The sequence below is a fragment of the Novosphingobium sp. SG754 genome (assembly GCF_013149315.1).
Classification (GTDB): domain Bacteria; phylum Pseudomonadota; class Alphaproteobacteria; order Sphingomonadales; family Sphingomonadaceae; genus Novosphingobium; species Novosphingobium capsulatum.
In genome coordinates, this window is the sequence record NZ_JABGCC010000004.1 from 498,156 (window position 1) to 524,313 (window position 26,158).

The following is a 26,158-nucleotide window of genomic DNA, read 5'->3' on the forward strand; positions in this document are numbered from 1 at the left end:
TCGGCCCGGCACGTTTCACGATTCCCAAGGCGCCTGTTCTTGTCCACGATCATTCCCCTGGCCGATGTCGATCCGCAACTGGTTGAAGAGCTGCTCGATGCCGCGTTCGAGCCGGAGCGTCGCCAGCGCACTGCCTATCGCCTGCGCGAGGGGATCGATTGCCTGCCCGGCCTGTCGTTTGCCGCGCTGGACGATGAAGACATGCTGGCCGGCACGATCCAGTGCTGGCCCGTGGCGCTGACCACGCCCGAGGGGCGCCGCGTGCCGATGATCATGGTTGGCCCGGTGGCCGTCATGCCCGGCCAGCAGGGGCGCGGCTATGGCAAAGCGCTGGTCACGGCCAGCCTGACCGCGATCGATCCACGGGCGCCACTGCCGCAGGTGATGATCGGCGATCCGGAATACTACGAACGCTTTTTCGGCTTCAGCAACGCGCACACCGCTGGCTGGCAATTGCCTGGGCCGTTCGATCCGCAGCGCCTGCTGTGCCGCACCGCCAACCCTGCCGTCCTTCCGGGCGAAGGCATGCTGGGGCCTTGGCGGGGCTGATCAAGTCTGGCAGGGCTCAGCCTGTGCCTTACGAACCTCCCCCCGAACTGGCCGGCCTTTCGCTCAGCGAGATCGCCGCGCTCGCGCAAAGCCGCCGCCTGCCCCCGCTCGATCAGTGGAACCCTGCGCATAGCGGGGAGAGCCACATGCGCATCACCGCCGATGGCAGCTGGCTGCATGAAGGCAGCCCGATCACCCGCCCGGCCATGGTCCGCGCCTTTGCCTCGCTGCTGCTGCGCGACGCAGACGGCCAGCACTGGCTGGTCACCCCGCACGAGCGGCTGGCCATCGCGGTGGATGATGCCGCGCTGGTCGCCATCGACATGGAAGTGCGCCACGATCCGGCCACGGGCGAGGCCGCGCTGGCATTCCGCCTCAACACCGATGACGTGGTGCTGTGCGGCCCTGATCACCCCCTGCGCGTGGCCGGCACGGCAGAGCTGCCGGCGTTCTACCTCGCGGTACGCCACGGGATCGAGGCGCGCCTCAACCGCAGCACCTATGGCCAGCTGATCGCTCACGCGCTGGAGGTTTCGCCCGCCGCCGACCAGCCGCACGGCCTGGCGGTGGAAAGCCGGGGTGCACGTTTTCCGCTGGTTCCGGCGCCATGAACGCGGCGCTGTTCGACCGTCTGTCCGCGCTGCACCGCGCCGGGCATGAAGGGCCGGCACCCGATCTGATCGCCGATTGGCGCGTGGTGCCCGAGGGCCTGCGCCCGGCCGCCGTGCTGATCGCCGTAACCGACCGTGTCGATCATCCCGATGGCCCGGGCGTGCTGTTGATCCATCGCCCCAGCCACATGCGCGCCCATCCCGGCCAGGCTGCCTTTCCCGGCGGCAAGATCGAACCGGGCGAAACCCCGGTAGAGGCGGCCCTGCGCGAAGCGAACGAGGAACTGGGCATCGATCCGGCCATGGTGCGCGTGATCGGCCCGACCGATCGCTATCGCACCGGCACGGGGTATGACATTACCCCGGTCCTTGCTGTGGTGCCGCCCGACCTGCCGCTGCAACCCAACCCGGCCGAGGTGGCCGGCTGGTTCGAACCGCCGCTGTCCCTGCTGCTCGACCGGCGCGGCCACGACTGGATCGAGGCGGAATGGAACGGCCGGCGCGGCCGCACGATCGAAATCCTGTGGCAGGGGCACCGCATCTGGGGCGTGACCGCGGCGATCATCGCCAACCTTGCCAAGCGCATGCAATGGCCCGACGCATGAACACCACCATCCTGCCCCCTGCTCCCTGGACCGCGCGCGAAGACCTGGCCGGCCTGGTTGCGGCGCTCGATCCCGACGGCGCGGGCCTGTGCCGCTATGTCGGCGGGGCCGTGCGCGACACGCTGCTGGGCCTTGATGTCAAAGACATCGACATGGCCACCCCGCACCTGCCCGAGGAAACGCAGGCGCTGCTGAAAGCCGCCGGCATCCGCCAAGTGCCCACTGGCCTCGCCCATGGCACGATCACTGCCGTGCTGCCCGGTGGTCCGGTGGAGATCACCACCCTGCGGCGCGACGTGTCGACCGATGGGCGCCATGCCACTGTGGCCTTTTCGCGCGAATGGCAGGAAGACGCGGCGCGGCGCGATTTCACGATCAACGCGCTCTACGCCGATCCGCGCACCCTGGAGGTGAGCGACTATTTCGGCGGGCTGGATGATCTGGCCAGCCGCACGCTGCGCTTCATCGGCGCGGCCGACCAGCGCATCCGCGAGGATTACCTGCGCATCCTGCGCTACTTCCGCTTCCAGGCGCGATTCGGCTCGCTGCCGGCCGATCCTGCGGCCGAGGCAGCCTGCGCGGCGCTGGCGCCGGGGATGAAGGGCCTGTCGCGCGAACGCGTGGCCAGCGAATTGCTCGGCCTGCTCGCACTGCCCGATCCCGCCGCCACGGTGGCGCGCATGGCGCAGCTGGGCGTGCTGGCGCAAGTCTTGCCCGAGGCCGACCCGGCCGCCCTGCCCGCCTTGATCGCCGCAGAGGCAAAAGCCGGCCAGGCCCCTGATGCCCTGCGCCGCATGGCCGCGCTGCTGCCCGCCGATCCGCCCGTGGTGGAACAGGTCGCCGCGCGGCTGCGCCTCTCGATCGCGCAGCGCAAGCGCCTGGTCGCCGCCGCCGCGCGCAGCCCGCTCGATGCGCTGCGCCCGCCGCGCGCCATGGCCTATGAACTGGGCCGGGACGAGGCGATCGACCGCCTGCTGCTGGCCGGGCGCGATATTACCGACCTGTCTGGCTGGACCGTGCCACGCCTGCCACTCAAGGGCGGGCAGATCGTGGCACGCGGCGTCGGCGCCGGGCCAGACGTCGCCCGCACCCTGCGCGCGGTAGAGGCGCGCTGGGTGGCCGAAGGCTTTCCCGACGAAGCGCGCGTGATGCAACTGCTCGACGAAGAGCTGGCCAAAAACTGACCACTTTCTCCCCATCCTCTTCAGAGGAGGGGGTCGGGGGGTGGTGCGAGGCCTGGCGCAAGGTTTCCACCACCCCCACCCCCCCAAAAAAGAGGATGGGGCTTTTGCCGCGTTCTATTTCAACTTCAGCGGCAGCCCGGCGCAGACCAGCACGGCCTCGTCGCACACCGCCGCCATGCGCTGGTTGGCCCAGCCCGCCTCGTCGCGAAAACGCCGGGCCAGGGCATTGTCGGGCACGATGCCCTGGCCCACTTCGTTGCTGACCAGGATGACCAGGCCCGCCGCCCCGGCCACGGCCTGGTCCAGATCGTCGAGCGCGGCGGCCATGTCGCGTTCGGCCAGCATCAGGTTGCTAAGCCACAGGGTCAGGCAATCGACCAGCAGCACGCGATCGGGCGCGGCATGGGTGGCGATCGCGTCGGGCAGGTCCAGCGGCGCATCGACGGTTTGCCAGCGGCTATCGCGCTCTGCCTGGTGGCGGGCGATGCGCGCGGTAATTTCCGCGTCAAAGGCCTGGGCCGTGGCGATGTAGCGCGGCGCCAGGCCGCTATTCTCGGCACGCTGCTGGGCATAGCGGCTCTTGCCCGATCGCGCCCCGCCGATCACGAACAGACTAGGCATCGCCAGCCTCGCGCGCCAGGGCCAAGAGGCCGTCGATATCGAGATGCTGTTCCAACCGGGCGGCAATCGCATCAAGTGCGGCGTCGACCACCGCAGAATGGTTGGCCCCATCGGATACTCCGCCGATCCAGCCGAGCAGCGCACCACGCAGCGCCGGCCCGCCCAGCGCGCCATGGACATAACTGCCCATCACCTGCCCGCCCGCGTCGATCGCGCCATCGGGCCTGTCACCATCGAGCAGGGCAAAGGGCCGCGCGCAATCAGGCCCATCGGTTTGGCCCATGTGCATCTCGAACCCGACAAAGGCCTGGCCCAGCGCCCGCCCTGCCACCTGGCGCAGCGCCTTGTGCGGGGTGAGCACGGTGGCCACGTCGAGCAGGCCCAGCCCGGCCATTTCGCCCGCTGGCCCCTCGATGCCATGGGGATCGACCACGGTCTTGCCCAGCATCTGGTATCCGCCGCAAATGCCCAGGATGCGCCCGCCACGGCGGTGATGAGCCAGAATGTCGATATCCCAGCCTTGCGCACGCAATGCAGCGAGGTCGGCCAGCGTGGCCTTCGATCCCGGCAGCACGATCAGCGCGCAATCGGCCGGGATCGGCTGGCCCGGCGGCACCATCACCAGTTCCACGCCGCTTTCGCCTTTCAGCGGATCGAGATCATCGAAATTGGCAATGCGCGGCAGGATCGGGCAGGCAATGCGCAACGCCCCGGCGCGCAACGGGGCATGGCGTTCCAGCACCACGGCGTCTTCGCTCGGCAAACGCGCGCTTTCCGCCAGCCACGGCACCACGCCAAACCCGCGCCAGCCCGAAAGCGCGGCAATTTGCTGATAGCCATCGGCAAAGAGCGCGGGATCACCCCGGAACTTGTTGATGACAAAGCCCCGGATCATCGCCGCGTCAGCCGGATCGAGCACGGCCCGCGTACCCACCAGCGCGGCGATGACCCCGCCCCGGTCGATATCGCCAACCAAGACCACCGGCACCCGCGCCGCGCGGGCAAAGCCCATGTTGGCAATATCACCGGCGCGCAGGTTGATTTCCGCGGGCGAGCCTGCCCCTTCCACCACCACCACATCGGCCTGGGCGCGCAACCGCTGCCAACTGGCCATGACATCGGGCAGCAGCGCGGCGCGACCCATGCGAAAATTGCCGCCGCCCAGCGTGCCCCGCACCCGGCCATGCACCACCAGTTGCGAGGTGTGATCCGCCTGCGGCTTGAGCAGCACCGGGTTCATGTCGGTATGCGCCGGAGCGCGGCAAGCCAGCGCCTGCAGCGCCTGCGCCCGGCCGATTTCCCCGCCATCGCTGGTGACAGCGGCGTTGTTCGACATGTTCTGCGGCTTGAACGGCAAGACGCGCAGGCCCCGGTTGGCGAGCGCGCGGCACAGCCCTGCCACCAGCACCGATTTGCCCACGTCAGACCCGGTGCCCTGCACCATCAATGCGCCCATCGTCATCCCTTCAATACCACCACCGCGCCCAGCGCCACCGCGATCAACAGCGCGCAGGCCCGCCGATAGAGCCGCAGCGCCCGCGCCACATCGCGCGCATCGGCCGCAGCGCGCCCCTGCCCGATCCAGTCCTTGGCCACGGCCACGCCATCATAGACCACCGGTCCGGCCAGCCGCAGGCCCAGCGCCCCGGCCATCGCCGCTTCGGTCCACCCCGCATTGGGCGAGGCATGCCGGCCATGATCGCGCCACAGCACCGCCCAGCCGCCACCGCCCGCCAGGCACAGCAAGACCGCGCCCAGCCGCGCCGGCAGCAGGTTCAGCGCATCGTCCAGCCGCGCCGCCGCCCAGCCGAACGGCCCCCACGGCGCCTCGCGATGGCCGATCAGGCTGTCGGCAGTGTTGATCGCCTTGTAAGCCCACAGCCCCGGCAGGCCGGCCAAGACCATCCAGAACAGCGGCGCCGCCACCCCATCGCAAAAGCTTTCGGCCAGACTTTCGATCGCCGCGCGGGCCACCCCGGCGCGGTCGAGCGTGGCAGTATCGCGGCCCACGATCATCGCCACGGCGCGCCGCGCGCCGGCAAGATCATCGCGCGCCAGGGCCAGCGCCACGGGCCGCACGTGATCGTGCAGGCTGCGCAGGGCCAGGCCTGGCCAGGCCAGCAGGCCGATGACGATCCACGCCCAGCCGCCAGCAAGCCAGGTTGCCAGGGCCTGGAGCGCGCCGGCGAGGCCAATCGCCACGGCCAGCAGCACCAGCACTGTCACCACGCCCATGGCGCGGCGGCGCCCCGCGCTCCACTGCGGGCGATTGCCAAGGCGCGCGCACCAGCCGATCACGCGGGCAAAGCCGCCCACCGGATGGCCCAGGCGCGCATAGAGCGCCGCTGGCCAGCCGAGCGCGAGATCGAGCGCCAGCGCGAGTGCCAGGGCAGCGAGCGTTTCAACCATGGCTGGGCAAGGCCTGCACCAGCCGCGCCAGACGTGCAGCATCGCCTGGCAGGCCCAGCCGCAACCAATCGGGCCGATCGGCAAAAGGCCGCGCCAGGATATGCTGCCGCGCCAAATGATCGAACAGCGCCGCGCCATCCACGCCGCGCACAAGGCGGAACAGCGGGCAGGCCCCACCAACCGTATAGCCCTTTGAACAGAGCGCGGCATCCAGGCTGGCCGCGCGTTCCTGCAAGGCGTCGCGCGTATCCGCGATCCACGTGCCATCGCGATAGGCTGCCTCCCCCACGGCCAGCGCCGCAGCGCACAGCGGCCAGGCCCCCAGCCGCGCCCGCAACGCCGCCAACAGCGCGCGCGGCCCCAGCACAAAGCCCAGGCGCAGGCCCGCCAGGCCAAAGAACTTGCCGAACGAGCGGAAGATCACCAGCCGCCGCGCGTCGGCAATATCGCCGGCCAGGCTGGCTTGCGGGTGCGCGTCGGCAAAGGCTTCATCCAGCAAGAGCCAGCCATGATCCCCGCGCCGGTGCAGCAATTCGCGCAGCATCGGCGGCGTCAACAGGCGGCCATCGGGGTTGTTGGGATTGGCCAGGACCAGGCTGGCGCCATCGGCGCTTTCCGGGTCGGCCACCGCCACGCTGGCGCGCAGCATCTCGGCATGGGTGCGATAGCCCGGCACGGCATGGCAGCCCGTGCCACCGATCAGATCGCCTATCAGCCGCAGCCCGATCTCGGTGCCAGGCACGGCGCAGACATGGGCGGCCGCGCAGCCAAAGTGCACCGCCGCGGCCTGCTCCAGGCCGCGCAGCGCGCTTTCATCGGGCAGGGCCTGCCAATCCACCGACGCCGCCACCGCCCCGGCGTGAGGCCAGGGGCATGGGTTGATCCCGGTGGACAGGTCCAGCCAAGGCCCATCACCAAACTGCGCGCGCGCCGCCGCCAGCCCGCCGCCATGCCAGGTAAAGCGGTTCAGCCCCACAGCCGGCCCCCGATGCACAGTGCCAGTAATGGAACGGTTTCGTTCCATTCGATGCCGGCGCCATGACCATCGCCGGAAATCCCGCCGATCCGCGTCATCAGCCACCAGCCCCACAGCGCAATGCCCGGCACCGCGATCAGCAAGGCCGGATACCACCAGGCGGCCAGCGCCAGCGCCCCGGCCCAAAGCGCCAGATCGCGGCGGCGCACCACACCGGCAAAACGCGCCCCCAGCCCGGCGTGCAAGGGCGGCAGCCAGCGCGCCCAAGCGAGCGGGCCAAGGCGCGCAGCGAAAGGCACCCAGACGATGCCCGCCACCATGCCCTGCGCCACCAGCGCATGGAGCAGCACCAGCTTGGCCATGAGTTGCATCACCACCGCCACCACGCCAAAGCTGCCGACGTGCGGATCGGCCAACACGGCCAGCAACCGCGCGCGATCGCGATGGGCAGCGCCGCTGGCATCGGCCAGATCGGCCAGGCCATCGAGATGCAGCGCGCCGGTCACCGCCACCCATGCCGCCAGGCCGGCCATCGCGCCAATCCACGGATCGAGCCACCCACCAGCCCAGGCCGCCCCGGCCACGCAGCCACCCACGATCACGCCCACGGCGGGAAACCACCGCATCGAGGCGGCAAAATCGCCAACCTCAGCAGCCACGCGCGGCATGGGCAGGCGGGTGAGGAACTGCGTGGCCAGGACCAATCCCTTCACGTCGCCAGCCCCACGATCTGCGCTGTAGGCCGCTCGCCGGGCCAAACCCGCAGGCTGAGCAGCGCGGCATAGGGGAGGTCAAACGCCCAGGCCTGTTCCGACACGAACCCGCACAGCACGGTGAGCGCGGCACGCATCGCGCCACCGTGCGTCACCACCAGGGTATCGCTGCCGGGCAGATCGGCCAGCGCTGCCGCTACCCGCGCGCGCAGCGCCGACCAGCGCTCTCCCCCCGGCGGGGCATGGGCATCGGGATCGACCCAGAACGCGGTCAATGCCGCGCAGCTCACTTGCGCCGGGGCGAGACCATCCCATGCGCCGAAATCCAGCTCGCGCCAGCGCCGGTCCAGCTGCACCGGCAGGGCGCGCGGGGCGGCAATGGCCTGGGCAGCAGCAGCACAGCGGCGCAGGTCCGATGCCACGATGCCGGCAAAATCCACGCTCTGCGCCCGCTGCGTACAGGCAGCCAGGCCAGCAGCCGTGGACGCCATGTCGTCGTGGCCCAGCAAGAGCCCAGGCGTCGCCGGCGCGCCGTGGCGCAACAGATGCAGCAGGAAGCCGCTCACGCCTGCCCTTCCGCGCCCGCTTCCACGCCCGATGCCACGCCGGCCTGGGCAAAGGTTGCCATCTGGTCATGCGCAGCCAGCGCAGCGCGGATCACCCCTACGGCCACCGCCGCGCCGCTGCCCTCGCCCAGCCGCATGCCCAGGTTGAGCAGCGGCACCAGCCCCAGCCGCGCCAGCAGACGCACATGCCCCGGTTCGGCCGAACAGTGCCCGGCCAGGCAATGATCGACGATGCCCGGTGCCACCACCGCCAGTGGCGCCAAGGCAGCACAGGTGATGAAGCCGTCGAGCACCACCGGAACGCGCAAGGCCCGCGCGCGCAACACCGCGCCAGCCATCGCCGCAATCTCTCGCCCGCCCAGCCGGCGCAAGGTTTCGAACGGGGTGTGCGGCGCATCGGCATGGAAGGCCAGCGCCTGGGCGATCACCGCAACCTTGCGCGCCACGCCGGCGGCATCGAGCCCGGTGCCCGGCCCTGCCCACTCCGCCGCGCCGCCACCCAGGCTGCGCGCGCAGAGCGCGGCAGCGGCCGTGGTATTGCCGATGCCCATTTCACCCAGCGTCAGGATATCGAGATCGGGCGTAACCACCGCGGCACCAGCGTTGAGCGCCGCCAGGCATTCCGCCTCGGTCATCGCCGGGGCGCAGGTGAAATCGGCGGTGGGACGATCAAGATCGAGCGGCACCACCATCAACTCAAGGCCGGCAACGCCCGCCAGCGCATTGATCGCCGCGCCCCCGGCGGCAAAGTTGGCCACCATGGCGGCGGTCACGCTGGTGGGAAAGGCGCTGACGCCATGCACCATAAAGCCATGGTTGCCGGCAAAGATCGCCGTGCGCCCGCGCGCGATACCCGGGCGTTCGCGCCCTTGCCAGCCGGCCATGAACACGGCGATGTCTTCCAGCCGGCCCAGCGATCCGGGCGGCTTCGTCAGGTCATCCTGCCGCGCCCGCGCTGCGGCGGCCGCCGCAGCATCGGGCATGGCCAGATCGGCAAGCGCCGCATCGAACGCGGCCGGAGAAGCAAACGCGCTCATGCCGCGACGAACCCGGCCGGCGGCGTGCGGCTGATGAAATGGCCTTTCACCCCTTGCGGCCATTCCTTGAACGGCACGCGCCCATGCTCGCTTTGCGCATAGGCGGCGGCATAATCGAGGATTGCCGTGGCGGCCGCTTCGTCCGCGTCAAAACGCCCCAGGACATAGCCCACCTTGCCCGGCGCACGCAGGTGCACGGTGCAGTGGTCCTTGCAGGCGAACAGGCAGGCCATTTCCTGCACGGCAATCCCGGCATAGCGCGCATCGCCCTGCTGCACCGTGCGCAGCGCCGCCAAAAGCCGCGCACCACCGCGCTGGCCCTGGTCATCCTCGCGCGCGTCGGCGCTCAACCGGCAGGTGTTGCAGGCCACCACGGCGGGGCCATCGTCAACAGGGGTAAGCATGGGGGGAAATCCTTGTGATGCAGAGGGAAAGGGTCAGAACTCGATGCCCGCCTGGGCTTTCACCCCGGCGCGGAACGGATGCTTGATCTGGGCCATTTCGGTGACGAGATCGGCCGCCGCGATCAGTTCATCGGGCGCGTTGCGGCCCGTCACGATCACGTGCTTCATCGCCGGGCGCGCGGTGAGCACGGCCAGCACTTCGTCGAGCGGCAGATAGTCGTAGCGCAGCACGATGTTGAGTTCGTCGGCCAGGACCATGGCATAGGCCGGATCGGCGATCATGCGCGTCACCTCGTCCCAGGCGGCGCGGGCCACGGCCACATCGCGCGCGCGGTCCTGCGTGTCCCAGGTAAAGCCTTCGCCCATCGGCTTGAAATCGACGTGGGCGGGAAAGGCATCGAACACGGCCTTTTCGCCGGTGGTCATCGCGCCCTTGACGAACTGCACCACGCCCACGCGCTGGCCATGGCCGATGGCGCGCACCACCATGCCCATGGCCGCAGTGGTCTTGCCCTTGCCCTTGCCGGTATGGACGATCAGCAGGCCCTTTTCCTGGGTCTTGGTGGCCATGATCTTGTCGCGCGCGGCCTGTTTCTTGCGCATCTTGTCGGCGTGGCGCGCGTCTTCATCACCAGCTTGCATCGCCCGTTTCCCTTTTCAGCAGATAGATGTCCATGATCCAGCCATGCTGCGCGCGCAGCGCGGCACGGCGGGCGAGAATGCGCGGGGCCACCGCCGCCAGCGGCCCATGCTCCAGCGCCTGATGCGCCATGCCCAGATACGCGCCCCACCAGATGGTGATGCCGGCAGGGTCCAGCGCGGCAAACGCGCCACCGGCGTCCAGCATGACGACGAGATGATCAGCGCCCGCCGGCCAGCCATGGGCGCGCAGCAGGCGCCCGGTAGTGATCATGACCGGCCCGGCCAGCGGATTGAGCGGGATGGCATGGGCGGCGGTCAGCGCCGCGATGCTGGTGATGCCCGGCACGACCTGCACCGCCAGGGCCGCACCCTGCCCCATCAGCCGCGCCGCGATGCGCAGGCTGCTGTCATAGAGCGCGGGATCACCCCACACCAACAGCGCGGCGCGCCCGCCCTGCGGCAGGGCCTGGGCCAGGGTGGCCTGCCACACCCGCGCGATGGCGTGATGCCAGGCATCCACTGCCGCTGCATAGTCGCCCGCGCCATCGCGCAGCGGCATGGCGAATTCGACGATCGGTACGGCCCGCGTCAGCACCGTCGCGCAGATCGTGCGGCGCAGGTCGATCAGCCCGGCCTTGTCCGCGCCCTTGTCGGGCAGCAGGATCACGTCGGCCCCATTGATCGTGCGCACCGCCGCCAGGGTAAGGTGATCGGGGTTGCCCGTGCCGATCCCGATAAGATCGAGCTGGATCACGCGGCCCCCGCAATCATGTGGAAGAACGTGCCCGTGACCTGCCCGCGCCGCGATCCGCTTTCCGCCACGGCCGCGCCGGTGGCATCGGTCACCGTGGCCAGTGGCGCATCGCCTTGGGCCAGGATGGTACAATAGTGGAATTCGTGGCCGCGCAGCGCGGTGCCCGCCGCCATGTTGCCCACCGGCGCCAGCAGCCGGGCGGCGCGATAGCCCAGGTGCAGGCGCCGCTGCGCATGGCTGGTTTCCAGGGCCAGCAGCCCGGCCATGGCGTGGCGCGCGCCAGTCTTGTCGATCAGGCCCTGGCCCAGCACCATGTAGCCACCGCACTCCCCATGGACCGGCCGGGTCTGCGCGTGGCGGCGCAGGCCCGCCAGGAACGTCCTCGCCGCCGCGATCGCCCCGGCATGCAGTTCGGGATAGCCGCCGGGCAGCCAGACCATGTCCGCATCGGCCGGCGGCGGTTCATCGGCCAGCGGCGAGAACGGCATGATCTGCGCCCCAGCCGCCTGCCAGCCGTGCAACAGGTGGGGATAGAGAAACGAGAATGCCGCGTCGCGCGCTACGGCAAGGCGCTGCGCCGGGGGCGGGGGCAACACGACTGATGCGGCGTGCGGGGTGTCCATTGCGCGCGCCGCTGCAACCAGCGCCGCCAGATCGACATGATCGCGCACGAACGCCGCCAGATCATCCAGGCGGGCGGGCAGATCGGGATGCTCCACCGCCTGGACCAGGCCCAGGTGCCGCTCTGGCAAAGCCAGGTCTGCGCGGCGCGGCAGGGCGCCCAGCACCGGCATGCCGATCGCCGCCATGCCGGCACGCAGCAAGCTTTCATGGCGCGGGCTTGCCACCTTGTTGAGGATCACCCCGGCCACCGGCAGCGCGGGATCGAACCGCGCAAAGCCCAGCGCCGTTGCTGCCGCCGATTGCGCCTGGCCCGATGCATCGAGCACCAGGATCACCGGCCAGCCCAGCCGGCGCGCCACATCGGCACTGGCACCATTGCCGGTGGCGCCCACGCTGGCCACGCCATCGAACAGGCCCATCGATCCTTCAGCCAGGGCCAGATCGGCGCCACCGGCCTGGCCCGCCAAGGCATCGATCAGGCCGGGCGCCATGGCCCAGCTGTCGAGGTTGAACGAGGCGCGCGCGCAGGCAGCCTGGTGAAACGCCGGATCGATATAGTCCGGCCCGTTCTTGAACGGCTGCACCGCCAGCCCCTGGCCATGCAGCGCGCGCAGCAGGCCCAGCATAAGCGTGGTCTTGCCCGCGCCCGAACTGGGCGCGGCGATCATCAGGCCCGGCACGCTCATGCGGGCGCCCCGTCGCTTTCGCCGCCATGCTGCGGGCGAAAGCGACGATCATAATCGGCGGCATAGAGGCTGCTTTCGGCAAAATCAGTAGCGCCCAACACGCGGCCGACCAGGATCAGCGCGGTGCGCTCCATCGTGCCGGCCACGGCGGCTTCCACGCTGTCCAGGGTGGCGCGCACCACGCGCTGATCGGGCCAACTGGCGCGCGACACCACCGCCACCGGGCAATCGCCGCCATAATCGGGCAGCAGATCGGCCACCACCTGCGCCAGGTTGTGGATCGACAGGTGAATGGCCAGCGTCGCGCCGGTCTGGGCAAAGGCCACCAGGTTTTCGCGCGGTGGCATCGCACTGGCCCGGCCCGGCGTTCGGGTCAGCACCACCGACTGGCCCAGCGCGGGCAGCGTCAGTTCGCTTTCCAGTGCGGCGGCGGCGGCGGCAAAGGCGGGGACGCCGGGCGTGATGGTGAAGGGAATGCCTAGCGCCCGTAAGGCCCGCAGTTGCTCGCCCAGCGCAGACCACACCGACAGATCGCCCGAATGCAGCCGCGCGACATCGTGGCCAGCGGCATAGGCCTGGATGATGTGGTCCATGATCTGGTCAAGCGAGAGCGGCGCCGTGTTCACGATGTGCGCGCCGGGCGGGCAATGGGCGAGCAGTGCCGTGGGCACCAGCGACCCGGCATAGAGGCACACCGGGCACGCGGCGATACGATCGCGCCCGCGCAAGGTGATGAGATCGGGCGCGCCGGGGCCGGCGCCGACAAAATGGACCGTCATTGTTCAATTTCCTGGGTATGGCCCTGAGCAAGGGCACACGTGGCCATGCGATCGGGCGATATCTGGCGGTGGCACAGCAACTGCGCGCCCGGCCCCGCTGCGGCCAGCGCGGCTGCCTCGGCCAGGCTGCCGGTGCCGCGCGTGCGCAGGCTGGCGGCAGATTGCGTGGCCGTGCCGCAGCGCTGCACGGCATCGGCCGCCAAAGGGATCAGCGGCAGGCCCAGCGCGCGCGCCAGCGGCGCCACAGCCGGGGCCTTGTCTGCCGCCGTGGCCAGATGGGTGGCGGCGGGCAGTCCTTCCTGCGCCAGGGCAAAGGCCGCGCGCAGAGCAGCAAGCGGGGCGCCCGCGCGAAAGCCCAGGCCGGCGACAATCATGGTCATCGCACCACGCTCCACTGCACGATCGGATAGCGCGCCTTCCAGCCATGCCGCGTGCCAAGCGGCGCCGCATTGGCGAGTTCGATGCGCAGCAGGCTGCCACCGGCGCGGCCATGCCAGGTGGCGAGCAGGGCTTCGGATTCCAAAGTCACCGCATTGGCGACCAGTCGCGTGCCGGCCGGAAGCCGCGCCCACAGCGCATCGAGCAGCGCGGCCGATAGCCCGCCGCCGATGAACACCGCATCGGGCGGCGGATCATCGGGCAGGCACGCCGGTGCGCGGCCGGTGATCACGCGCAGCCTGTCCACGCCCAGTGCCACGGCATTGCCCCGCGCGCGGGTGGCACGCTGCGGATCGGCCTCGATCGCCACGGCGCGGTTGGCGGGATGGGCCAGCAGCCATTCGATGCCGACAGAGCCAGAGCCGGCGCCGATATCCCAGAGCAGTTCACCCGCGCGGGGCGCCAGCGCCGCCAAGGTGAGCGCACGCACCGTTGCCTTGGTGATCTGGCCATCGGCGGCAAACAGCGCATCGGGCCGTCCGGGCGTGACCGGCAGGGCCAGCCCCTGCCCGGCAACGGCAATGCCCACCGCCACGGGATGGGCGACATCGCCAAGGGCAAAAGCCTGCGCCTCAAAGCAACGCACCCGCTCGCGCAGGCCGCCCAGCGCTTCGAGCACGCATAGCGTGCTGGCGCCAAAACCCAGCGCGACGAGATAGGCGGCCAGGTCTGCCACCGCCGCGCCATCGCGCAACAGGGCAATCACGCGCTGGCCGGGCGCGAGATGCGGACGCATGCGCGCCAGCGGCGCGGCGTGGAGGCCCAGGCACGCGCAATCCTGCACTGCCCAGCCCAGGCGCGCCGCCGCCAGGGAAAACGTCGATGGCTGCGGATGGGCCAGCCATTCGTGCGGCGCGAGGTGGGTGATGACACTGCTGCCGGCACCGAACCAGAATGGATCACCCGATGCGAGCATCGCCACACGGCGCCCACGCAAAGCGAGCAATTGGGCGACACCATCGGCAAAGGGCACTGGCCATTCCACCGCCGTAGCCTTAAGCGAGCCCAGCAAGGCCAGATGGCGCGGCGGGCCGATCACCACCTCGGCCTCGTCCAGTTCGGCCAAGGCCACCGGGGACAGGCCGTCGCGGCCGTTTTCGCCAAGGCCGATGATCGTCAACCATGCGCGCAAAGGGGTATCAGCCATGGCCAATGTCCTGCTGCTGGGCGGAACGAGCGAGGCCAGCGCGCTGGCCCGCCTGCTTGCCGCGCAAGGCATTGCCGCCCGGTTGAGCTATGCCGGGCGCACCCACGCCCCGCTGGCGCAGCCCCTGCCCACGCGGATCGGCGGCTTTGGCGGCGTGGCCGGGCTGGCCGCCTATCTGCGCGAGGAAGGCATCACCCACCTGGTCGATGCCACCCATCCCTTTGCCGCGCAGATCAGCGCCCATACCATCGCCGCCGCCGCGCAGGCCGGGGTGCCGCTTATCGCGCTTACCCGCCCGGCCTGGCAGGGCCAGCCGCAAGACCGCTGGACCATGGTGCCAGACGTGGCCGGCGCCGTAGCGGCCCTCGCTGGCCCGGCGCGGCGTGTGATGCTGGCGTTGGGGCGGCTGCACGTGGCCGATTTCTTGGCCCAGCCGCAGCATGACTATCTGCTGCGCTTTGTCGATGCGCCCGCCGCACCGCCGCCCTTGCCGCGCCATCGCCTGGTGGTGGACCGGGGGCCGTTCACCGTGGCGGGCGATCTGGCGCTGCTGCGCGACCAGGCGATCGACGTGGTGGTATGCAAGAACGCCGGCGGCAGCGGCGCGCAGGCCAAGCTGATCGCCGCGCGCGCGCTGGGCCTGCCGGTGATCATGATCGACCGGCCGTTCATCCCGCCACGCCAGGAAGTCCACGATCCGGCGCAAGTGCTGGACTGGATCGCTCATGGCGCCACCCCGCCCGCGCTGCGCGGGGTGTAGAGCAGCGGGCCAGCGGCACGCGCCACGATCCGCGTCTGGCTCGATCCCACGATGACCACGGTGCGCATGTCGGCCATCTCGGGCCGCGCCTGGGCCAGCGAGACGATGCGCAGGTCTTCCTGCGGGGTGGAGACGGCGCGGGCAAACAGGATCGGCCGCTGCGGGCCGCAGCATGTGCGCAGCAATTCCAGCGCGCGGGCAAAGCCCTCTGGCCGCGCGCGAGAGCGCGGATTGTAGAGCGCCATGGCAAAATCCGCCTCTGCCGCCAGGCGCAGGCGCCGCGCGATCATGTCCCACGGCTTGAGGTTGTCCGAGAGGTTGATCGCGCAGAAATCGTGGCCCAGCGGCGCCCCGGCGCGCGCGGCGGCGGCGAGCATGGCGGTAATGCCCGGCAGCACCTCGATCGCGACATCGTCCCACGCTTGCGCGCCGCTTTCCAACACCTCGAACACGGCGGCGGCCATGGCGAACACGCCGGGATCGCCCGATGAGACCAGCACCACGCGGCGACCTTGCGCCGCCAGGTCAAGCGCATGGGCAGCGCGCTCCCGCTCGACCCGGTTGTCCGACGGATGCAGCACCAGGCCGGGGCGCGGCGCCACGCGCGCGACATAAGCGATATAGCCCAGCACATCGGTGGCGGCATCGAGTGCCGCGCGCACCTGCGGGGTGATCATCGCCTCGCTGCCCGGGCCCAGCCCGGCGATCACCAAAGTGCCGGTCATGGCCGGCGCCCCTGGCCGTGGATCAACAGGATCGAGAAATAGGGCGTGACCGCCTCGGCCTCGCCCAGCGGCGTAACCCGCTGGCCCGGCATGGCGGCATGTTCCACCAGCCAAGCCTCCCCCTCGCGCCCGGCGGCGGCCACGGCGCGGCGCAGCTTGGCCAGGTGACGGCCGATCTTCATCACCACCAGGGCATCGGTATCGCGGATGCGGCGGGTCAGTTCCGCTTCGGGCAGGGTGGCCATGGCGACGGTGAGCACATCATCGCCCCAGGTGATCGGCACGCCGGTGGCATTCCACGCGCCCGCCATCCCGGTGATGCCCGGCACCACCTGCACCGGCACCTGCCCCGCCAGGCGGCTGTGCAGGTGCATGAACGAGCCATAGAAAAACGGGTCACCCTCGCACAGTACGACCACATCTTCCCCGGCGCGGGCCAGATCGGCCAGGCGCGCGGTGCACGCGGCATAGAACGCGGCGAGGCAGGCGTTGTAGCGCGGATCGCTGACCGGGATTTCGGTGGTGACGGGATATTCCATGGGAATTTCCACGGCATCGGCGCGCAGCAGGTCTGCCGCGATGCGCCGCGCCTGGCCCGGCCGCCCGGCCTTGCGAAAATAAGCGATGTGGCGCGTGCCGCGCACCAGCCGATCGGCGCGCACGCTCAACAGATCGGGCGCGCCGGGGCCAAGGCCAACGCCGTGGACCGTGCCAAGCGGCGCAAGGTCTGGCGCGCTCATTCCGCGTCGCTCGCCAAGGCGTTGATTGCCGCCACAGTGATTGCGCTGCCGCCCAGCCGCCCCTCGACAATGCAGCACGGTACGCCGCCCCACGCCCACAGCGCCGCCTTGGATTCGGCCGCACCGACAAAACCGACCGGGCAGCCGATGATCGCCGCCGGGCGCGGGCAAGCCGGATCTTCCAGCATATCGAGCAGGTGGAACAGCGCGGTGGGCGCGTTGCCGATCGCCACCACGCTGCCAGCCAGGTGCGGGCGCCACAGTTCCAGCGCGGCGGCAGAGCGGGTGTTGCCCATCGTCCGGGCCAGGGCCGGCACTGCCGCATCATGCAGCGTGCACAGCACCGGATTGGCGGCGGGCAGGCGCGCACGGGTAACGCCTTCCGAAACCATACGCGCATCGCACAGGATCGGCGCCCCGCCGCGCAGCGCGGCGCGAGCCGCCGTGGCAAATTGGGCGGAAAAGCGGATGTGCGGCGCCAGCTCCACCATGCCCGCCGCGTGGATCATGCGCACCGCCACCGGCTCTTCGGCGGGTGAAAAGCGCGCCAGATCGGCCTCTGCCCGGATCATGGCGAAAGACTGGCGATAGATGGCCGCGCCATCGGTTTCATAGACATGGGGCATTGGGCAGCTCCGCACTGGGGCAACTTGCAAACTGGTCGAGCGCTTGCTGGGCGGTGAGCGGCGCCTGGCACGGCGGCGCGCCGGCGGCGGCATCACGCGCAAGGTCGAACCGGCCATCGGCGCGGCCGGTGAGCACAAGATCGGTGGCGCGGGTGCAGGCGCAGCCCTTGGCACAGCCCGATACGTGCAGCGTGCCGCGCACATGCGGCGCCAGGGCGATGGCAAGATCGCGCGTGGGCACATGCGCCTGCGGGCAGGCCGGCGCGCCAGGGCAGGCTTCCACCCGCAGCAGCGGATCGGCCGGATCGGCAATCAGGCCGGGCACGGCATCGCCGCCGGCGCCTTCCACCACCAGCAGGCGCCAGGGCGTGATGCGCAGCGCTTGGGCGCCGGGCGCGGCCAGCGCGGTGGCCAGCACCGGCGCTGCAACCCGGCCGAATGGCGCGCCATGCACCATGCCGAGCGCGCAAGGCCCTGGCCGCCAAGCCGGCGCCAACGCCGCTGGCAGATCCTGCCCAGCCGCCCACGCAGGCAGCGGGGCATGATGGCGCGCCATGCGCCCCTGCCCGCCGCTTTGCACGAACCAGCGGGCCAGCGCGATCAGCCCATCAACCTCTGCCCCGGGCGTCAGGGCTAGGCCATGGGCGCGCCCGGCCGCGCGCAGGATCAGGCCGCCATGGCTGCCGCGCTCGACCCGGAAATCGCCCGGCTCTGCCAGCAAGACCGGCGCCGCGCCGGCATCGATCACGAAACCAGCCTTGGCCGGCAGCGCGGGCAGTTCATCCAGTCGGGCAAGCAAGGCCTGGGCGATGCGCTGCGTATCATCGCCATCGCGCCAGCCGGGCGCCACCAGCAGGTTGCGCCGCGCCTCTGCCAGCGGATCGGCATCGACCAGGCCCAGCGCCAGCAGATCAGCCAGCGCAGCCTGCCAACCCGCGTGATCGAGCCCGCGCAGTTGCAGGTTGCCCCGCCGCGACACATCGATCAGGCCATTGCCATGCTGCACGGCCAGCGCGCATACCGCTTGCGCAGCATCGCGAGACAGGCGCGCCAGGCGCGGCTTGATGCGCAACAGCAGGCCGTCGCCCGCCGCCATCGGGCGCCAGGCATCGGGGCACCAGCCCGCCACGCGAAATCCGCTCATGCGCTGCCCCCGGCGGAATCGGCCAGGTCGGCAAGAATGGCATTGCGCCGGGTGGGCCACAGGCCGGCGGCATGCAGCGCGGCAAAGCCCTGCTGCATCGCGGCCATGGCGCCGGGGTTCTCGCGCGCCAGGAATGCGCGCACGGCAGCATCACCCAGGGTGGCCTGGTAATAGAGATCAAACAGCTGCGGCGGCACACTGCCGGGGGCAAGGTGGGCAAAGGCGCCCAGATGATCGAGCGTGGCAGCCAGTTCTGCCCCGCCGCGAAAGCCATGGCGCATCATGCCGGCGATCCAGCCGGGATGGGCAGCACGGGCGCGCACCACGCGGGCCAGTTCCTCGCCCAAGGGCCGCGCCACGGGCCGCGCGGGATCGCGGCTGTCGAGGTGATAGAGCGCCGCCCCACCCCCGACCACGCCCTGCGCGGCGGCAAACCCGGCCTCGTGCGCGGCATAGTCTGCGGCGAGCAGCAGATCGGTTTCAGGCAAATCCTGCGCGTGAACAAACGCCCCGGCCCGCGCCACGCGGGCGCGCAGACCAGCCAGGTCGGGCTGCGCCGCGCCGGTATCAAACGCGTGGTCCGATGCCGCCAGCCATGCGTCTCCTGCAGCGCGGCGGTCGGCGGCGTCATAGGTCTGCGCCGCCTGCCCCATGCCCAGGCCATAGCGCCCCGGCGCGGGGCCATAGACCCGCGCACCCGGCGCCTGGCCGACAAACGGGTTCCACTCCAGCGGCTCGTCGCGCGCCGCCAGCGCGCACACCGCCTGCCCGAACAGCACCGGCAGTAGCGGAAAGGCATCGCGCAGCAGGCCCGAAATACGCAGCGTCACATCCAGACGCGGGTGATCGAGCCGGGCGATCGGCAGAATCTCGATCCCCGTCACCCGTTGCGAGGCCGCATCCCATTCCGGCCGCGCGCCCAACAGGTGCAACGCCATGGCAAATTCCTCGCCACCGGTGCGCATCGTGGCCGAACCCCACAGGTCCACCACCAGGGAACGGGGATAATCGCCATGATCCTGCAGATGACGGCGCACCAGTTCCTGCGCCAGCACCACCCCTTGCGCATGGGCGGCGCGGCTTGGCACGGCGCGCGGATCGATCGCATAGAGATTGCGCCCGGTGGGCAGCACATCGGCCCGGCCGCGCCACGGCGATCCGGCCGGCCCAGCCGCCACGCGGCGCCCGTCGAGCGCGGCCAGCACGCCATCGCGCTCTGCCCCGCCCTGCGTGCCGCGGCCGAATATGTGCAGGCCATCGCCATATTGGCTGTCCTTCACGTCGCACACGAAGCGGTCGATCCGGGCGATTGCCTCGGCCGGGGTAGCAGTAGGATCGATGCCCAGCTCTGCCTCAAGCCCCAGGGCCTGCGCCTGCGCGCGGATCGCCACGATCAGCCGGTCGCGCCGCGCCGGATCGAGGCCTACCGCGCCGGAAAACTCGTCGAGCAGCGCCTCCAGCCCAGCCAGGCCCGCCCCGCTTTCCGTGCGCCGCAAAGGCGGCGGCATGTGGCCCAGCGTGACCGCGCCGATGCGGCGCTTGGCCTGCGCCGCCTCGCCCGGATCGTTGACAATGAAGGGATAGATCACCGGCAGGCTGCCGATCAGCGCCTCGGGCCAGCAGGCACCCGACAGCGCGACGGCCTTGCCCGGCAGCCATTCCAGCGTGCCATGCGCGCCCATGTGCAGCAGGGCATCGATCCCTTGCGCCCGCAGCCACAGATAGAAGGCGACATAGCCATGGCGCGGGCAGCGCGACAGATCGTGATAGGCTTCGTCGCGCCCGACCAGATCGCCGCGTTCGGGCTGCAACGCCACCAGCGCTTGCCCCGCGCGCAATGCGGCAAAGTGGAATGCGCCATCGCGAACCGCCGGATCATCCTCTGGCGCGCCCCAGCTTTGTGCCAGATCGGTTCGCAGCGCAGCCGGCAGCTGCGCCAGCGCGGCGCGATAGGCTTCCAGCGGAAACCCCAGCGTCTCACGGCCAAGCCGGTGGGCCAGGTCACCGGGCGGCGCAACTGCATACCCGGCCTGGGCCAGATCGGCGAGCAACGCTGTGGTAGAGGCCAAGGCATCGAGGCCCACCGCATGTGCCATGGCATGCGCCTTACCCGGATAGGTTGACAGCACCAAGGCCAGGCGCCGCTGCGCCACGGGGCGCCGGGCCAGCGCGATCCAGCCAGCCACCCGCGCCACGATAGCGTCGATCCGCGCCGGATCGGGCCGGTGCATGTGGCGGGCAAAGCCGAGATCGGCATCCTGCGCGCAGGGTTCCTTGAAACTGGCGACGCCGGCAAACAGCCGCCCGTCAATCTCTGGCAACACGACATGCATGGCCAGGTCAGCCGGCGCCAAGCCGCGCACCGCCCCGGTCCAGTTTTCGCGCGTGCCAGTGGCCAGCGCCACCTGGAACACCGGCACGCCGGCCAGGTCCAGCGGGCTCCGCCCGGCATCGTCCTGCGCGGAAAAGGCCGTGGCATTGATGATCGCGGCCGGGCGCAGCCGGCCGAGTTCTGCCGCCGCCACCGCGCGCGATTGTGGTTCCTTGAGCGAGGTGACGTAAAGCCCCTGCGCAGCCAGGCCTGCTTCCTCCAGCGCGGTGATCAGCGCGGTTACCGGCGCAACATCGCGCGCGGTGAGATAGGCGCGGTAGAACACGACCAGCACCAGCGGGCGCGCGGCGTCCACCGCCTTGCCATGGGGATGCCACAGGCCCGCCGCCGGTAGTGGCGCGACCGGGGCGGCGAGCGCGGTTGCGTTCAGCGCCAGCCCGCCCGCCTGTGCCAGTGTCACTAGCGCGCGGTGGGCGGCATCGGCCCCGCCCGCCTCGCACAGCGCGGCCAAATCACGCAAGCTTTCGCGCGGCAGGGTAGAGGCTTCGTCCAGCTGGGGATCGGCCCGCCCGTCTGCCGGCAACACCGCCAGCGCCACGCCGCGTGCGTGTGCCAGGGCCGCCACCTGCCCCAGGCCATAGCGCCACCACGAAACCCCGCCGATCAGGCGGATCAGGATCGCCCGCGCGCCACCCAGCGTGCGCTCGACATAGGTGTCGACCGACAACGGGTGTTCCAGCGCGGCCAGATTGGCCAGGCGCAGCAGCGGGAACACTGGATCGGCCTGCCGGGCCTGGTGCCAGCCGGCGGCAAAGGCGCCCAGGTCGCTGTCGGAAAACGACAGGACGACGAGCGGCGCCGGCGCCTGCCCCAGGTCCTGGGGCACGGCCGTTTCTTCAAGCCCGTGGCTCTCGCGGAAGATGACGTGCATGGGCCCGCGCCGCCGATCAGACCGCCAGCACCGCCTTGATGGTTTGGGGGTCGAGCCTGTCGCGCTCGGCAATCGCCACCAGTTGCCCGGTGCGCGGCTCTCCCACCTGCCAGGGCCGATCATACTGATGGCGCACCCGCGCGCCCACGGCCTGAACCAGCAGGCGCATCGGCTTGCCCGCCACGGCGACATGGCCTTTCACGCGCAGCACGCCATGCTCTGTGGCCAGGCGGGCGATCCGCGCGGCAAGGTCGGCCGGATCGGATACCTCGCCCAGCGGCACCACGGTGCTGGCAAAATCGTCATGCTCGTGATCGTCGGCGCCATCGTGGTGCGACGGGCGGGCAGCGATATCGTCTTCGGCTGCGGCGTTCAGCCCCAGGATCACGCGCGGATCGGCTGCGCCTTCGGCCATGTCGATCACCGGAACCGCGCGCGGCGCCGTCTCAGTAATGATCACCCGCGCCTTGGCCAAGCCCTCCGGGCCGGCCAGATCCCCCTTGGTCAACAGCACCAGATCGGCACACGCCAATTGGTCTTCGAACACTTCGGCCAATGGGGTTTCATGGTCGATCCCCGGATCGGCGGCACGCTGCGCGTCGAGCGCGGCCAGATCGGGGGCAAAGCGGCCGGCGGCCACCGCCTCTGCATCGGCCAGTGCCAGCACGCCATCGACGGTGATGCGGCTGCGGATCGCCGGCCAGTCAAACGCCTTGAGCAAGGGCTTGGGCAGCGCCAGCCCCGAGGTTTCGATCAGGATGTGATCGGGCCGGGGATCGAGCGCGAGCAGGCGTTCGACCGTGGGGATGAAATCATCGGCCACGGTGCAGCAGATGCAGCCATTGGCCAGTTCAACGATGTTTTCGGCCGGGCAATCGGGAATGGCGCAGGACTTGAGGATGTCGCCATCCACCCCCAGCGTGCCGAATTCATTGACCACCACCGCCAGGCGGCGCCCGCCAGCGTGGCGAATCAAGTGGCTGATCAGCGTGGTCTTTCCCGCGCCGAGAAAGCCGGTCACGATGGTGACGGGCACTTTTGCCAGATCCGGCATGCACAAAACCCTTCCGCGGCGCCAGGCGAGCGACACGGCAGGGCTTGCCGGAAAGCGATCCGGCCAGGCGCGCGGCAGCGGGCCGGCGCACGAAAGCGCCCACCACAACGCAACCCGTGCAGCCCCAGCCGCACAAGTCTTCGTCGCCCAGACGGAAGTATTACCGTGCCCGGACCATCCCCTGGATCAAGGCAAGAGCGACCAGTGCGCCGGCAGGTCTCCTGGCTCGTGGGTCAGGGCTTGATGCACGCCTTCCCAGGCCCGCTTGGGGCCCAGTGGCCATCCCCGTCTTGCGGGGACCAGTGCATCGCGCTCGCCACTTACAGTTGCAGGGACAGCTGCGGACTTGGGGCAAAGCCCCGCACCGCATTCCCGATTAAGCCCCTCTCGGGGCACCGACGCGATCTTTTGCAGGGCACCGGCCGAAACCGCTGCCTGCGCTGCCCTCCTAGCCGAGTTCGCCGGCCAAGCCAACCGGGCATGACATCAGATTGCGCGAACCACCTCGATCTCGTCCAGCCGCTGCCAGCGATAGATCGCCGCACTGGCCAGCCAGCACAGCGCAAACAGGGCAATGATGGCAAAGCCCAGCCCATTGAAATTGCCGGCAAGATCGGCCGCCAACCGCCATGGCGCGCCGGTCAGGCCCAGCTTCTGGCCGATCAGCGCGGCTGCCTCGATCCCGCCGATCACGATCGCCACGAGCGCCGAAACCAGGGTGATAGTGATGTTGTAATAGAGCTTGCGGATCGGCTTGACGAAGGCCCACTCATAGGCGCCAAGCATGACCACGCCATCAATCGTATCGATCAGCGCCATGCCCACTGCAAACAGAGCGGGCAGCACCAGGATCGTGCCCAATGCCAGGCCACTCGCTGCCTGGCTGGCCGAGAGCCCCAGCAGCGCCACTTCGGTGGCGGTATCGAAACCCAGCCCGAACAGGAAACCCAGCGGCGCCATGTGCCATGATCGCGTGACCAGGCGGAACATCGGGCGGAACAGGCGCGACAGCAGGCCCCGGCCCGACAGCAGCAGGTCAAGGTCTTCCTCCACATAAGCGCCCCCTGCCCGCACATGGGCAAAGGTGCGCCACACCCCGCGCAGGATCACCAGGTTCATCGCAGCAATGGCAAACAGGAACAGCGCCGAAATCGTCGTGGCGATCATCCCGCCCACCTCGCGAAAGGCACCAAAGCGCGCCAGCGCCGTGGCCGTCAGCGCCACCAGGACCGAAGCGATGGCGATGATCGTGGCGTGGCCCAGGGCAAACCACAGGCCCACGGCGATCGGCCGCTGCCCCTGCTGCATCAGCTTGCGCGTGACATTGTCGATCGCGGCGATGTGATCGGCATCGACCGCGTGGCGCAGGCCAAGCCCCCAGGCGAGCACGGCGGTGCCCAGCATCAGCGGCTGATCATGGAACAGGCCCAGCGCCCACAGCCAGGCGAGGGCATTGGCCAGCAGCAGCGCGGCCAAAATAGCAGCGATACGCCGGCGCAGCGAGGGCGCGGCCGAACGGGCCAGCAGACGGCGAACAGGAAAGGAAACAGGCACGAGCGGAATACTCCGGCCAGAATGGCGACGGAGCCGGACGCGTGACGCCACGCGCGCGCCACAGGGCGTTCACACAGCCACACGCCGGCCAGGCGGCGTCGCTCTGACGGAACGAACCGTGCCGCGGCCATCCCCTGGACCAAGGCATGAGCGACCAAGCGCCGGCCGGTCTCCTGGCTTGCGGGTCAGGGCTTGATGCATGCCTTCCCAGGCCTCGCCCGTCTTGGCGTCCGGCCCAGTGGCTGCCCTCCCCGCCGATATCGGGAAAGGCGGTATGCATCGCGCTCGCCACTTACAGTTGCAGGGACAGCCGCGGATTTGGGGCGCCATGGCCCCGCACCGCATTCCCGATTGAGCCCTTCCGGGCACCGGCGCGATCTTTGCCCAGCGGAAAACCCGCCAGGTCCGATGGGCATAGCCAGCCGGCAGCGGCGGTGCAACGCCCACGCGATGGTGGCGCTGCGTTTTCGGTGGTTGCGAGCGACGGCGCGCTGGGCAATGATCGGCTCTGCCCGGCATCACCGCCGTCGCAGGAGGCCGCGCAGGATGATTCCAGCCGCACGTATCGCGCATCATCGACGGGCAGCGCACCTGGCCCCGGCCGTCGTCATCGTTGCCGCCATGCTGGCCGCGCGCCTACCGGTGGCGCAAAGCCACCCCGCGCTGTCCTTGTGGCTTTGCTTGTGGCTGGCCGCCGATAGCCTGCTGTTGTCACGTATCATCCGCGATGGCGCCGGCCGTCCCGACGTTCGAACCGTATGCGCGACGCTGGCAGGCGCCTGTTGCCTCGTTAGCATGGCCGCGCCGCCGGCCCTGCGCGCCGCCTTGCTGGCCATGCCCGGCACGATGGCGGCCATGGCGCTGGCGCTGCTTGCCCACCTTGCCCTCGCCGGTAGGCAGGCGCTGGCTATCGTGCGCCGGGGCGGCACGGCCGCGCGCTGGGAAAGCGTGGCCGCACAATTCCTGCCCTCTGTCCTGGTGCGCCTGGCCCGCGCGGAACTGGTGGTGCTGCACATGGCCCTGTTGCGCTGGGGAGGACCAGCCGACGTTCCACCCGGCGCCCGCGCCTTTGCCTATCACCGGCACCTTACGCCGATGGCGATAACGCTCCTGTCGCTCTCGGCCATCGAAGTGGCGGTCTATCACGTCTTTCTGGGCCACTGGAGCCGCCTGGCGGCCTTGGCGATGTTCGTCGTGAGCGACCTGGGGCTGGTCTATCTGGTGGGCGTGGTCAAATCGTTCCGCTTTCACCCGATCCTGCTGGAGGCAGACAGCTTGCGCATTCGCGCCGGGCTGCTCCTCGACGTGGAAATGCCGCTCAACCGCATCGAGAGCGTCAGCATGGCCATCGACGGCGCCGAGGTGCGCGATGCCGCCACGCTCAATGCGGCGCTGCTGGCCTGGCCCAACGTGATCGTGCATTTGCGCGCCCCGATCGATCATCATCGCCTGCTGCGCCGCCGCAGCATCAGGCGCGTGGCGTTCCGCCTGGATGAGCCAGAGCCGTTCGTGCGCCTGTTGCAATGGCGGCTGGGCCAGCCCTGAAC

At 70.3% G+C, this 26,158-nt stretch carries 27 protein-coding genes and 2 riboswitches; of the genes, 6 read left to right on the forward strand and 21 right to left on the reverse strand.

All coding sequences use genetic code 11. The features are described 5' to 3' along the window. Positions 1-39: 39 nt before the first annotated feature. From FHW97_RS12850 to FHW97_RS12865, 4 genes are read left to right on the forward strand one after another with little or no spacing between them, the layout of a single operon-like run. Positions 40-549 (forward strand): GNAT family N-acetyltransferase, encoded by a 510-nt coding sequence (locus tag FHW97_RS12850; protein WP_171799162.1) that lies wholly within the window; start codon positions 40-42, stop codon positions 547-549. A 23-nt stretch (positions 550-572) separates the two neighbouring features. Then, entirely contained in the window at positions 573-1,160 is a 588-nt protein-coding gene (locus tag FHW97_RS12855) for a DUF1285 domain-containing protein (protein WP_171799163.1), read from the forward strand. Beyond that, positions 1,157-1,765: a CoA pyrophosphatase gene (locus tag FHW97_RS12860; protein ID WP_171799164.1), complete on the forward strand. Its 609-nt coding sequence runs from the start codon at positions 1,157-1,159 to the stop codon at positions 1,763-1,765. Before FHW97_RS12855 ends, FHW97_RS12860 begins: the two co-directional genes overlap by 4 nt. After that, positions 1,762-2,949: a CCA tRNA nucleotidyltransferase gene (locus FHW97_RS12865; RefSeq protein ID WP_171799165.1), complete on the forward strand. Its 1,188-nt coding sequence runs from the start codon at positions 1,762-1,764 to the stop codon at positions 2,947-2,949. The genes FHW97_RS12860 and FHW97_RS12865 overlap by 4 nt, the downstream gene beginning before the upstream one ends. 114 nt (positions 2,950-3,063) lie before the next feature. Here FHW97_RS12865 and cobU read toward each other — a convergent pair whose 3' ends face one another. Genes cobU through cbiE form a run of 14 tightly spaced genes read right to left on the reverse strand, consistent with a single transcriptional unit; the run spans position 3,064 to position 14,745 of the window. After that, entirely contained in the window at positions 3,064-3,570 is a 507-nt protein-coding gene (gene cobU / locus FHW97_RS12870; protein ID WP_171799166.1) for a bifunctional adenosylcobinamide kinase/adenosylcobinamide-phosphate guanylyltransferase, read from the reverse strand. Then, on the reverse strand, positions 3,563-5,026 hold the full coding sequence (locus FHW97_RS12875; protein ID WP_171799167.1) for a cobyric acid synthase: 1,464 nt from the start codon (positions 5,024-5,026) through the stop codon (positions 3,563-3,565). Before FHW97_RS12875 ends, cobU begins: the two co-directional genes overlap by 8 nt. A gap of 2 nt (positions 5,027-5,028) precedes the next feature. Then, positions 5,029-5,979, reverse strand: coding sequence for an adenosylcobinamide-phosphate synthase CbiB (gene cbiB, locus FHW97_RS12880; RefSeq protein ID WP_171799168.1), 951 nt, complete (start codon positions 5,977-5,979; stop codon positions 5,029-5,031). Further along, positions 5,972-6,949 (reverse strand): aminotransferase class I/II-fold pyridoxal phosphate-dependent enzyme, encoded by a 978-nt coding sequence (locus FHW97_RS12885; RefSeq protein WP_253941779.1) that lies wholly within the window; start codon positions 6,947-6,949, stop codon positions 5,972-5,974. Before FHW97_RS12885 ends, cbiB begins: the two co-directional genes overlap by 8 nt. Beyond that, a complete protein-coding gene (locus tag FHW97_RS12890; protein WP_171799170.1) occupies positions 6,946-7,668 on the reverse strand; it encodes an adenosylcobinamide-GDP ribazoletransferase in 723 nt (240 codons plus the stop codon). The genes FHW97_RS12885 and FHW97_RS12890 overlap by 4 nt, the downstream gene beginning before the upstream one ends. Continuing rightward, positions 7,665-8,234, reverse strand: a complete 570-nt coding sequence (locus tag FHW97_RS12895) for a histidine phosphatase family protein (RefSeq protein WP_171799171.1) — start codon at positions 8,232-8,234, stop codon at positions 7,665-7,667. The genes FHW97_RS12890 and FHW97_RS12895 overlap by 4 nt, the downstream gene beginning before the upstream one ends. After that, entirely contained in the window at positions 8,231-9,271 is a 1,041-nt protein-coding gene (gene cobT, locus FHW97_RS12900; RefSeq protein ID WP_171799172.1) for a nicotinate-nucleotide--dimethylbenzimidazole phosphoribosyltransferase, read from the reverse strand. The genes FHW97_RS12895 and cobT overlap by 4 nt, the downstream gene beginning before the upstream one ends. Further along, positions 9,268-9,675 (reverse strand): DUF1636 domain-containing protein, encoded by a 408-nt coding sequence (locus FHW97_RS12905; protein ID WP_062781648.1) that lies wholly within the window; start codon positions 9,673-9,675, stop codon positions 9,268-9,270. Before FHW97_RS12905 ends, cobT begins: the two co-directional genes overlap by 4 nt. A gap of 33 nt (positions 9,676-9,708) precedes the next feature. Beyond that, positions 9,709-10,317: a cob(I)yrinic acid a,c-diamide adenosyltransferase gene (gene cobO / locus FHW97_RS12910; protein ID WP_171799173.1), complete on the reverse strand. Its 609-nt coding sequence runs from the start codon at positions 10,315-10,317 to the stop codon at positions 9,709-9,711. Next, positions 10,304-11,071 (reverse strand): precorrin-6A synthase (deacetylating), encoded by a 768-nt coding sequence (gene cobF, locus FHW97_RS12915; protein WP_171799174.1) that lies wholly within the window; start codon positions 11,069-11,071, stop codon positions 10,304-10,306. Before cobF ends, cobO begins: the two co-directional genes overlap by 14 nt. Further along, complete coding sequence (locus FHW97_RS12920; RefSeq protein ID WP_171799175.1) at positions 11,068-12,381, reverse strand: cobyrinate a,c-diamide synthase; 1,314 nt, start codon at positions 12,379-12,381, stop codon at positions 11,068-11,070. Before FHW97_RS12920 ends, cobF begins: the two co-directional genes overlap by 4 nt. Next, positions 12,378-13,160 carry a precorrin-4 C(11)-methyltransferase gene (cobM, locus tag FHW97_RS12925; RefSeq protein WP_171799176.1) on the reverse strand — a complete coding sequence of 261 codons (783 nt, stop codon included), beginning with the start codon at positions 13,158-13,160 and terminating at the stop codon, positions 12,378-12,380. Before cobM ends, FHW97_RS12920 begins: the two co-directional genes overlap by 4 nt. Further along, complete coding sequence (locus FHW97_RS12930; RefSeq protein ID WP_171799239.1) at positions 13,157-13,534, reverse strand: cobalamin biosynthesis protein; 378 nt, start codon at positions 13,532-13,534, stop codon at positions 13,157-13,159. Before FHW97_RS12930 ends, cobM begins: the two co-directional genes overlap by 4 nt. A gap of 2 nt (positions 13,535-13,536) precedes the next feature. Then, the gene (cbiE, locus tag FHW97_RS12935) at positions 13,537-14,745 is read right to left on the reverse strand and encodes a precorrin-6y C5,15-methyltransferase (decarboxylating) subunit CbiE (protein ID WP_171799177.1); all 1,209 of its coding nucleotides are present in this window, start codon (positions 14,743-14,745) and stop codon (positions 13,537-13,539) included. On the opposite strand from cbiE, the gene FHW97_RS12940 reads away from it, so the two are divergent. Beyond that, a complete protein-coding gene (locus FHW97_RS12940; RefSeq protein WP_171799178.1) occupies positions 14,744-15,505 on the forward strand; it encodes a cobalt-precorrin-6A reductase in 762 nt (253 codons plus the stop codon). The genes cbiE and FHW97_RS12940 overlap by 2 nt on opposite strands. On the opposite strand, the gene cobJ is transcribed toward FHW97_RS12940, so the two are convergent. The 7 genes from cobJ to FHW97_RS12975 form a co-directional block, all read right to left on the reverse strand. Further along, positions 15,469-16,230, reverse strand: coding sequence for a precorrin-3B C(17)-methyltransferase (gene cobJ / locus FHW97_RS12945; RefSeq protein ID WP_171799179.1), 762 nt, complete (start codon positions 16,228-16,230; stop codon positions 15,469-15,471). The two genes, FHW97_RS12940 and cobJ, sit on opposite strands and share 37 nt — an antisense overlap. Continuing rightward, positions 16,227-16,970 (reverse strand): precorrin-2 C(20)-methyltransferase, encoded by a 744-nt coding sequence (gene cobI, locus FHW97_RS12950; protein ID WP_171799180.1) that lies wholly within the window; start codon positions 16,968-16,970, stop codon positions 16,227-16,229. Before cobI ends, cobJ begins: the two co-directional genes overlap by 4 nt. Beyond that, positions 16,967-17,596, reverse strand: a complete 630-nt coding sequence (locus tag FHW97_RS12955) for a precorrin-8X methylmutase (protein ID WP_171799181.1) — start codon at positions 17,594-17,596, stop codon at positions 16,967-16,969. The genes cobI and FHW97_RS12955 overlap by 4 nt, the downstream gene beginning before the upstream one ends. Beyond that, complete coding sequence (locus FHW97_RS12960; protein WP_171799182.1) at positions 17,580-18,740, reverse strand: cobalamin biosynthesis protein CobG; 1,161 nt, start codon at positions 18,738-18,740, stop codon at positions 17,580-17,582. Before FHW97_RS12960 ends, FHW97_RS12955 begins: the two co-directional genes overlap by 17 nt. After that, the gene (gene cobN / locus FHW97_RS12965; RefSeq protein ID WP_171799183.1) at positions 18,737-22,003 is read right to left on the reverse strand and encodes a cobaltochelatase subunit CobN; all 3,267 of its coding nucleotides are present in this window, start codon (positions 22,001-22,003) and stop codon (positions 18,737-18,739) included. The genes FHW97_RS12960 and cobN overlap by 4 nt, the downstream gene beginning before the upstream one ends. A 16-nt stretch (positions 22,004-22,019) precedes the next feature. After that, positions 22,020-23,057 (reverse strand): cobalamin biosynthesis protein CobW, encoded by a 1,038-nt coding sequence (cobW, locus tag FHW97_RS12970; protein ID WP_171799184.1) that lies wholly within the window; start codon positions 23,055-23,057, stop codon positions 22,020-22,022. A gap of 193 nt (positions 23,058-23,250) precedes the next feature. Then, positions 23,251-23,472, reverse strand: a riboswitch (cobalamin riboswitch). Positions 23,473-23,543: 71 nt separating this feature from the next. Beyond that, positions 23,544-24,557 (reverse strand): HoxN/HupN/NixA family nickel/cobalt transporter, encoded by a 1,014-nt coding sequence (locus FHW97_RS12975; protein WP_216647753.1) that lies wholly within the window; start codon positions 24,555-24,557, stop codon positions 23,544-23,546. Positions 24,558-24,756: 199 nt separating this feature from the next. After that, positions 24,757-24,999, reverse strand: a riboswitch (cobalamin riboswitch). Between the two features lie 158 nt (positions 25,000-25,157). Here FHW97_RS12975 and FHW97_RS12980 point away from each other — a divergent pair. Beyond that, on the forward strand, positions 25,158-26,156 hold the full coding sequence (locus tag FHW97_RS12980) for a hypothetical protein (protein ID WP_171799185.1): 999 nt from the start codon (positions 25,158-25,160) through the stop codon (positions 26,154-26,156). Positions 26,157-26,158: the final 2 nt, after the last annotated feature.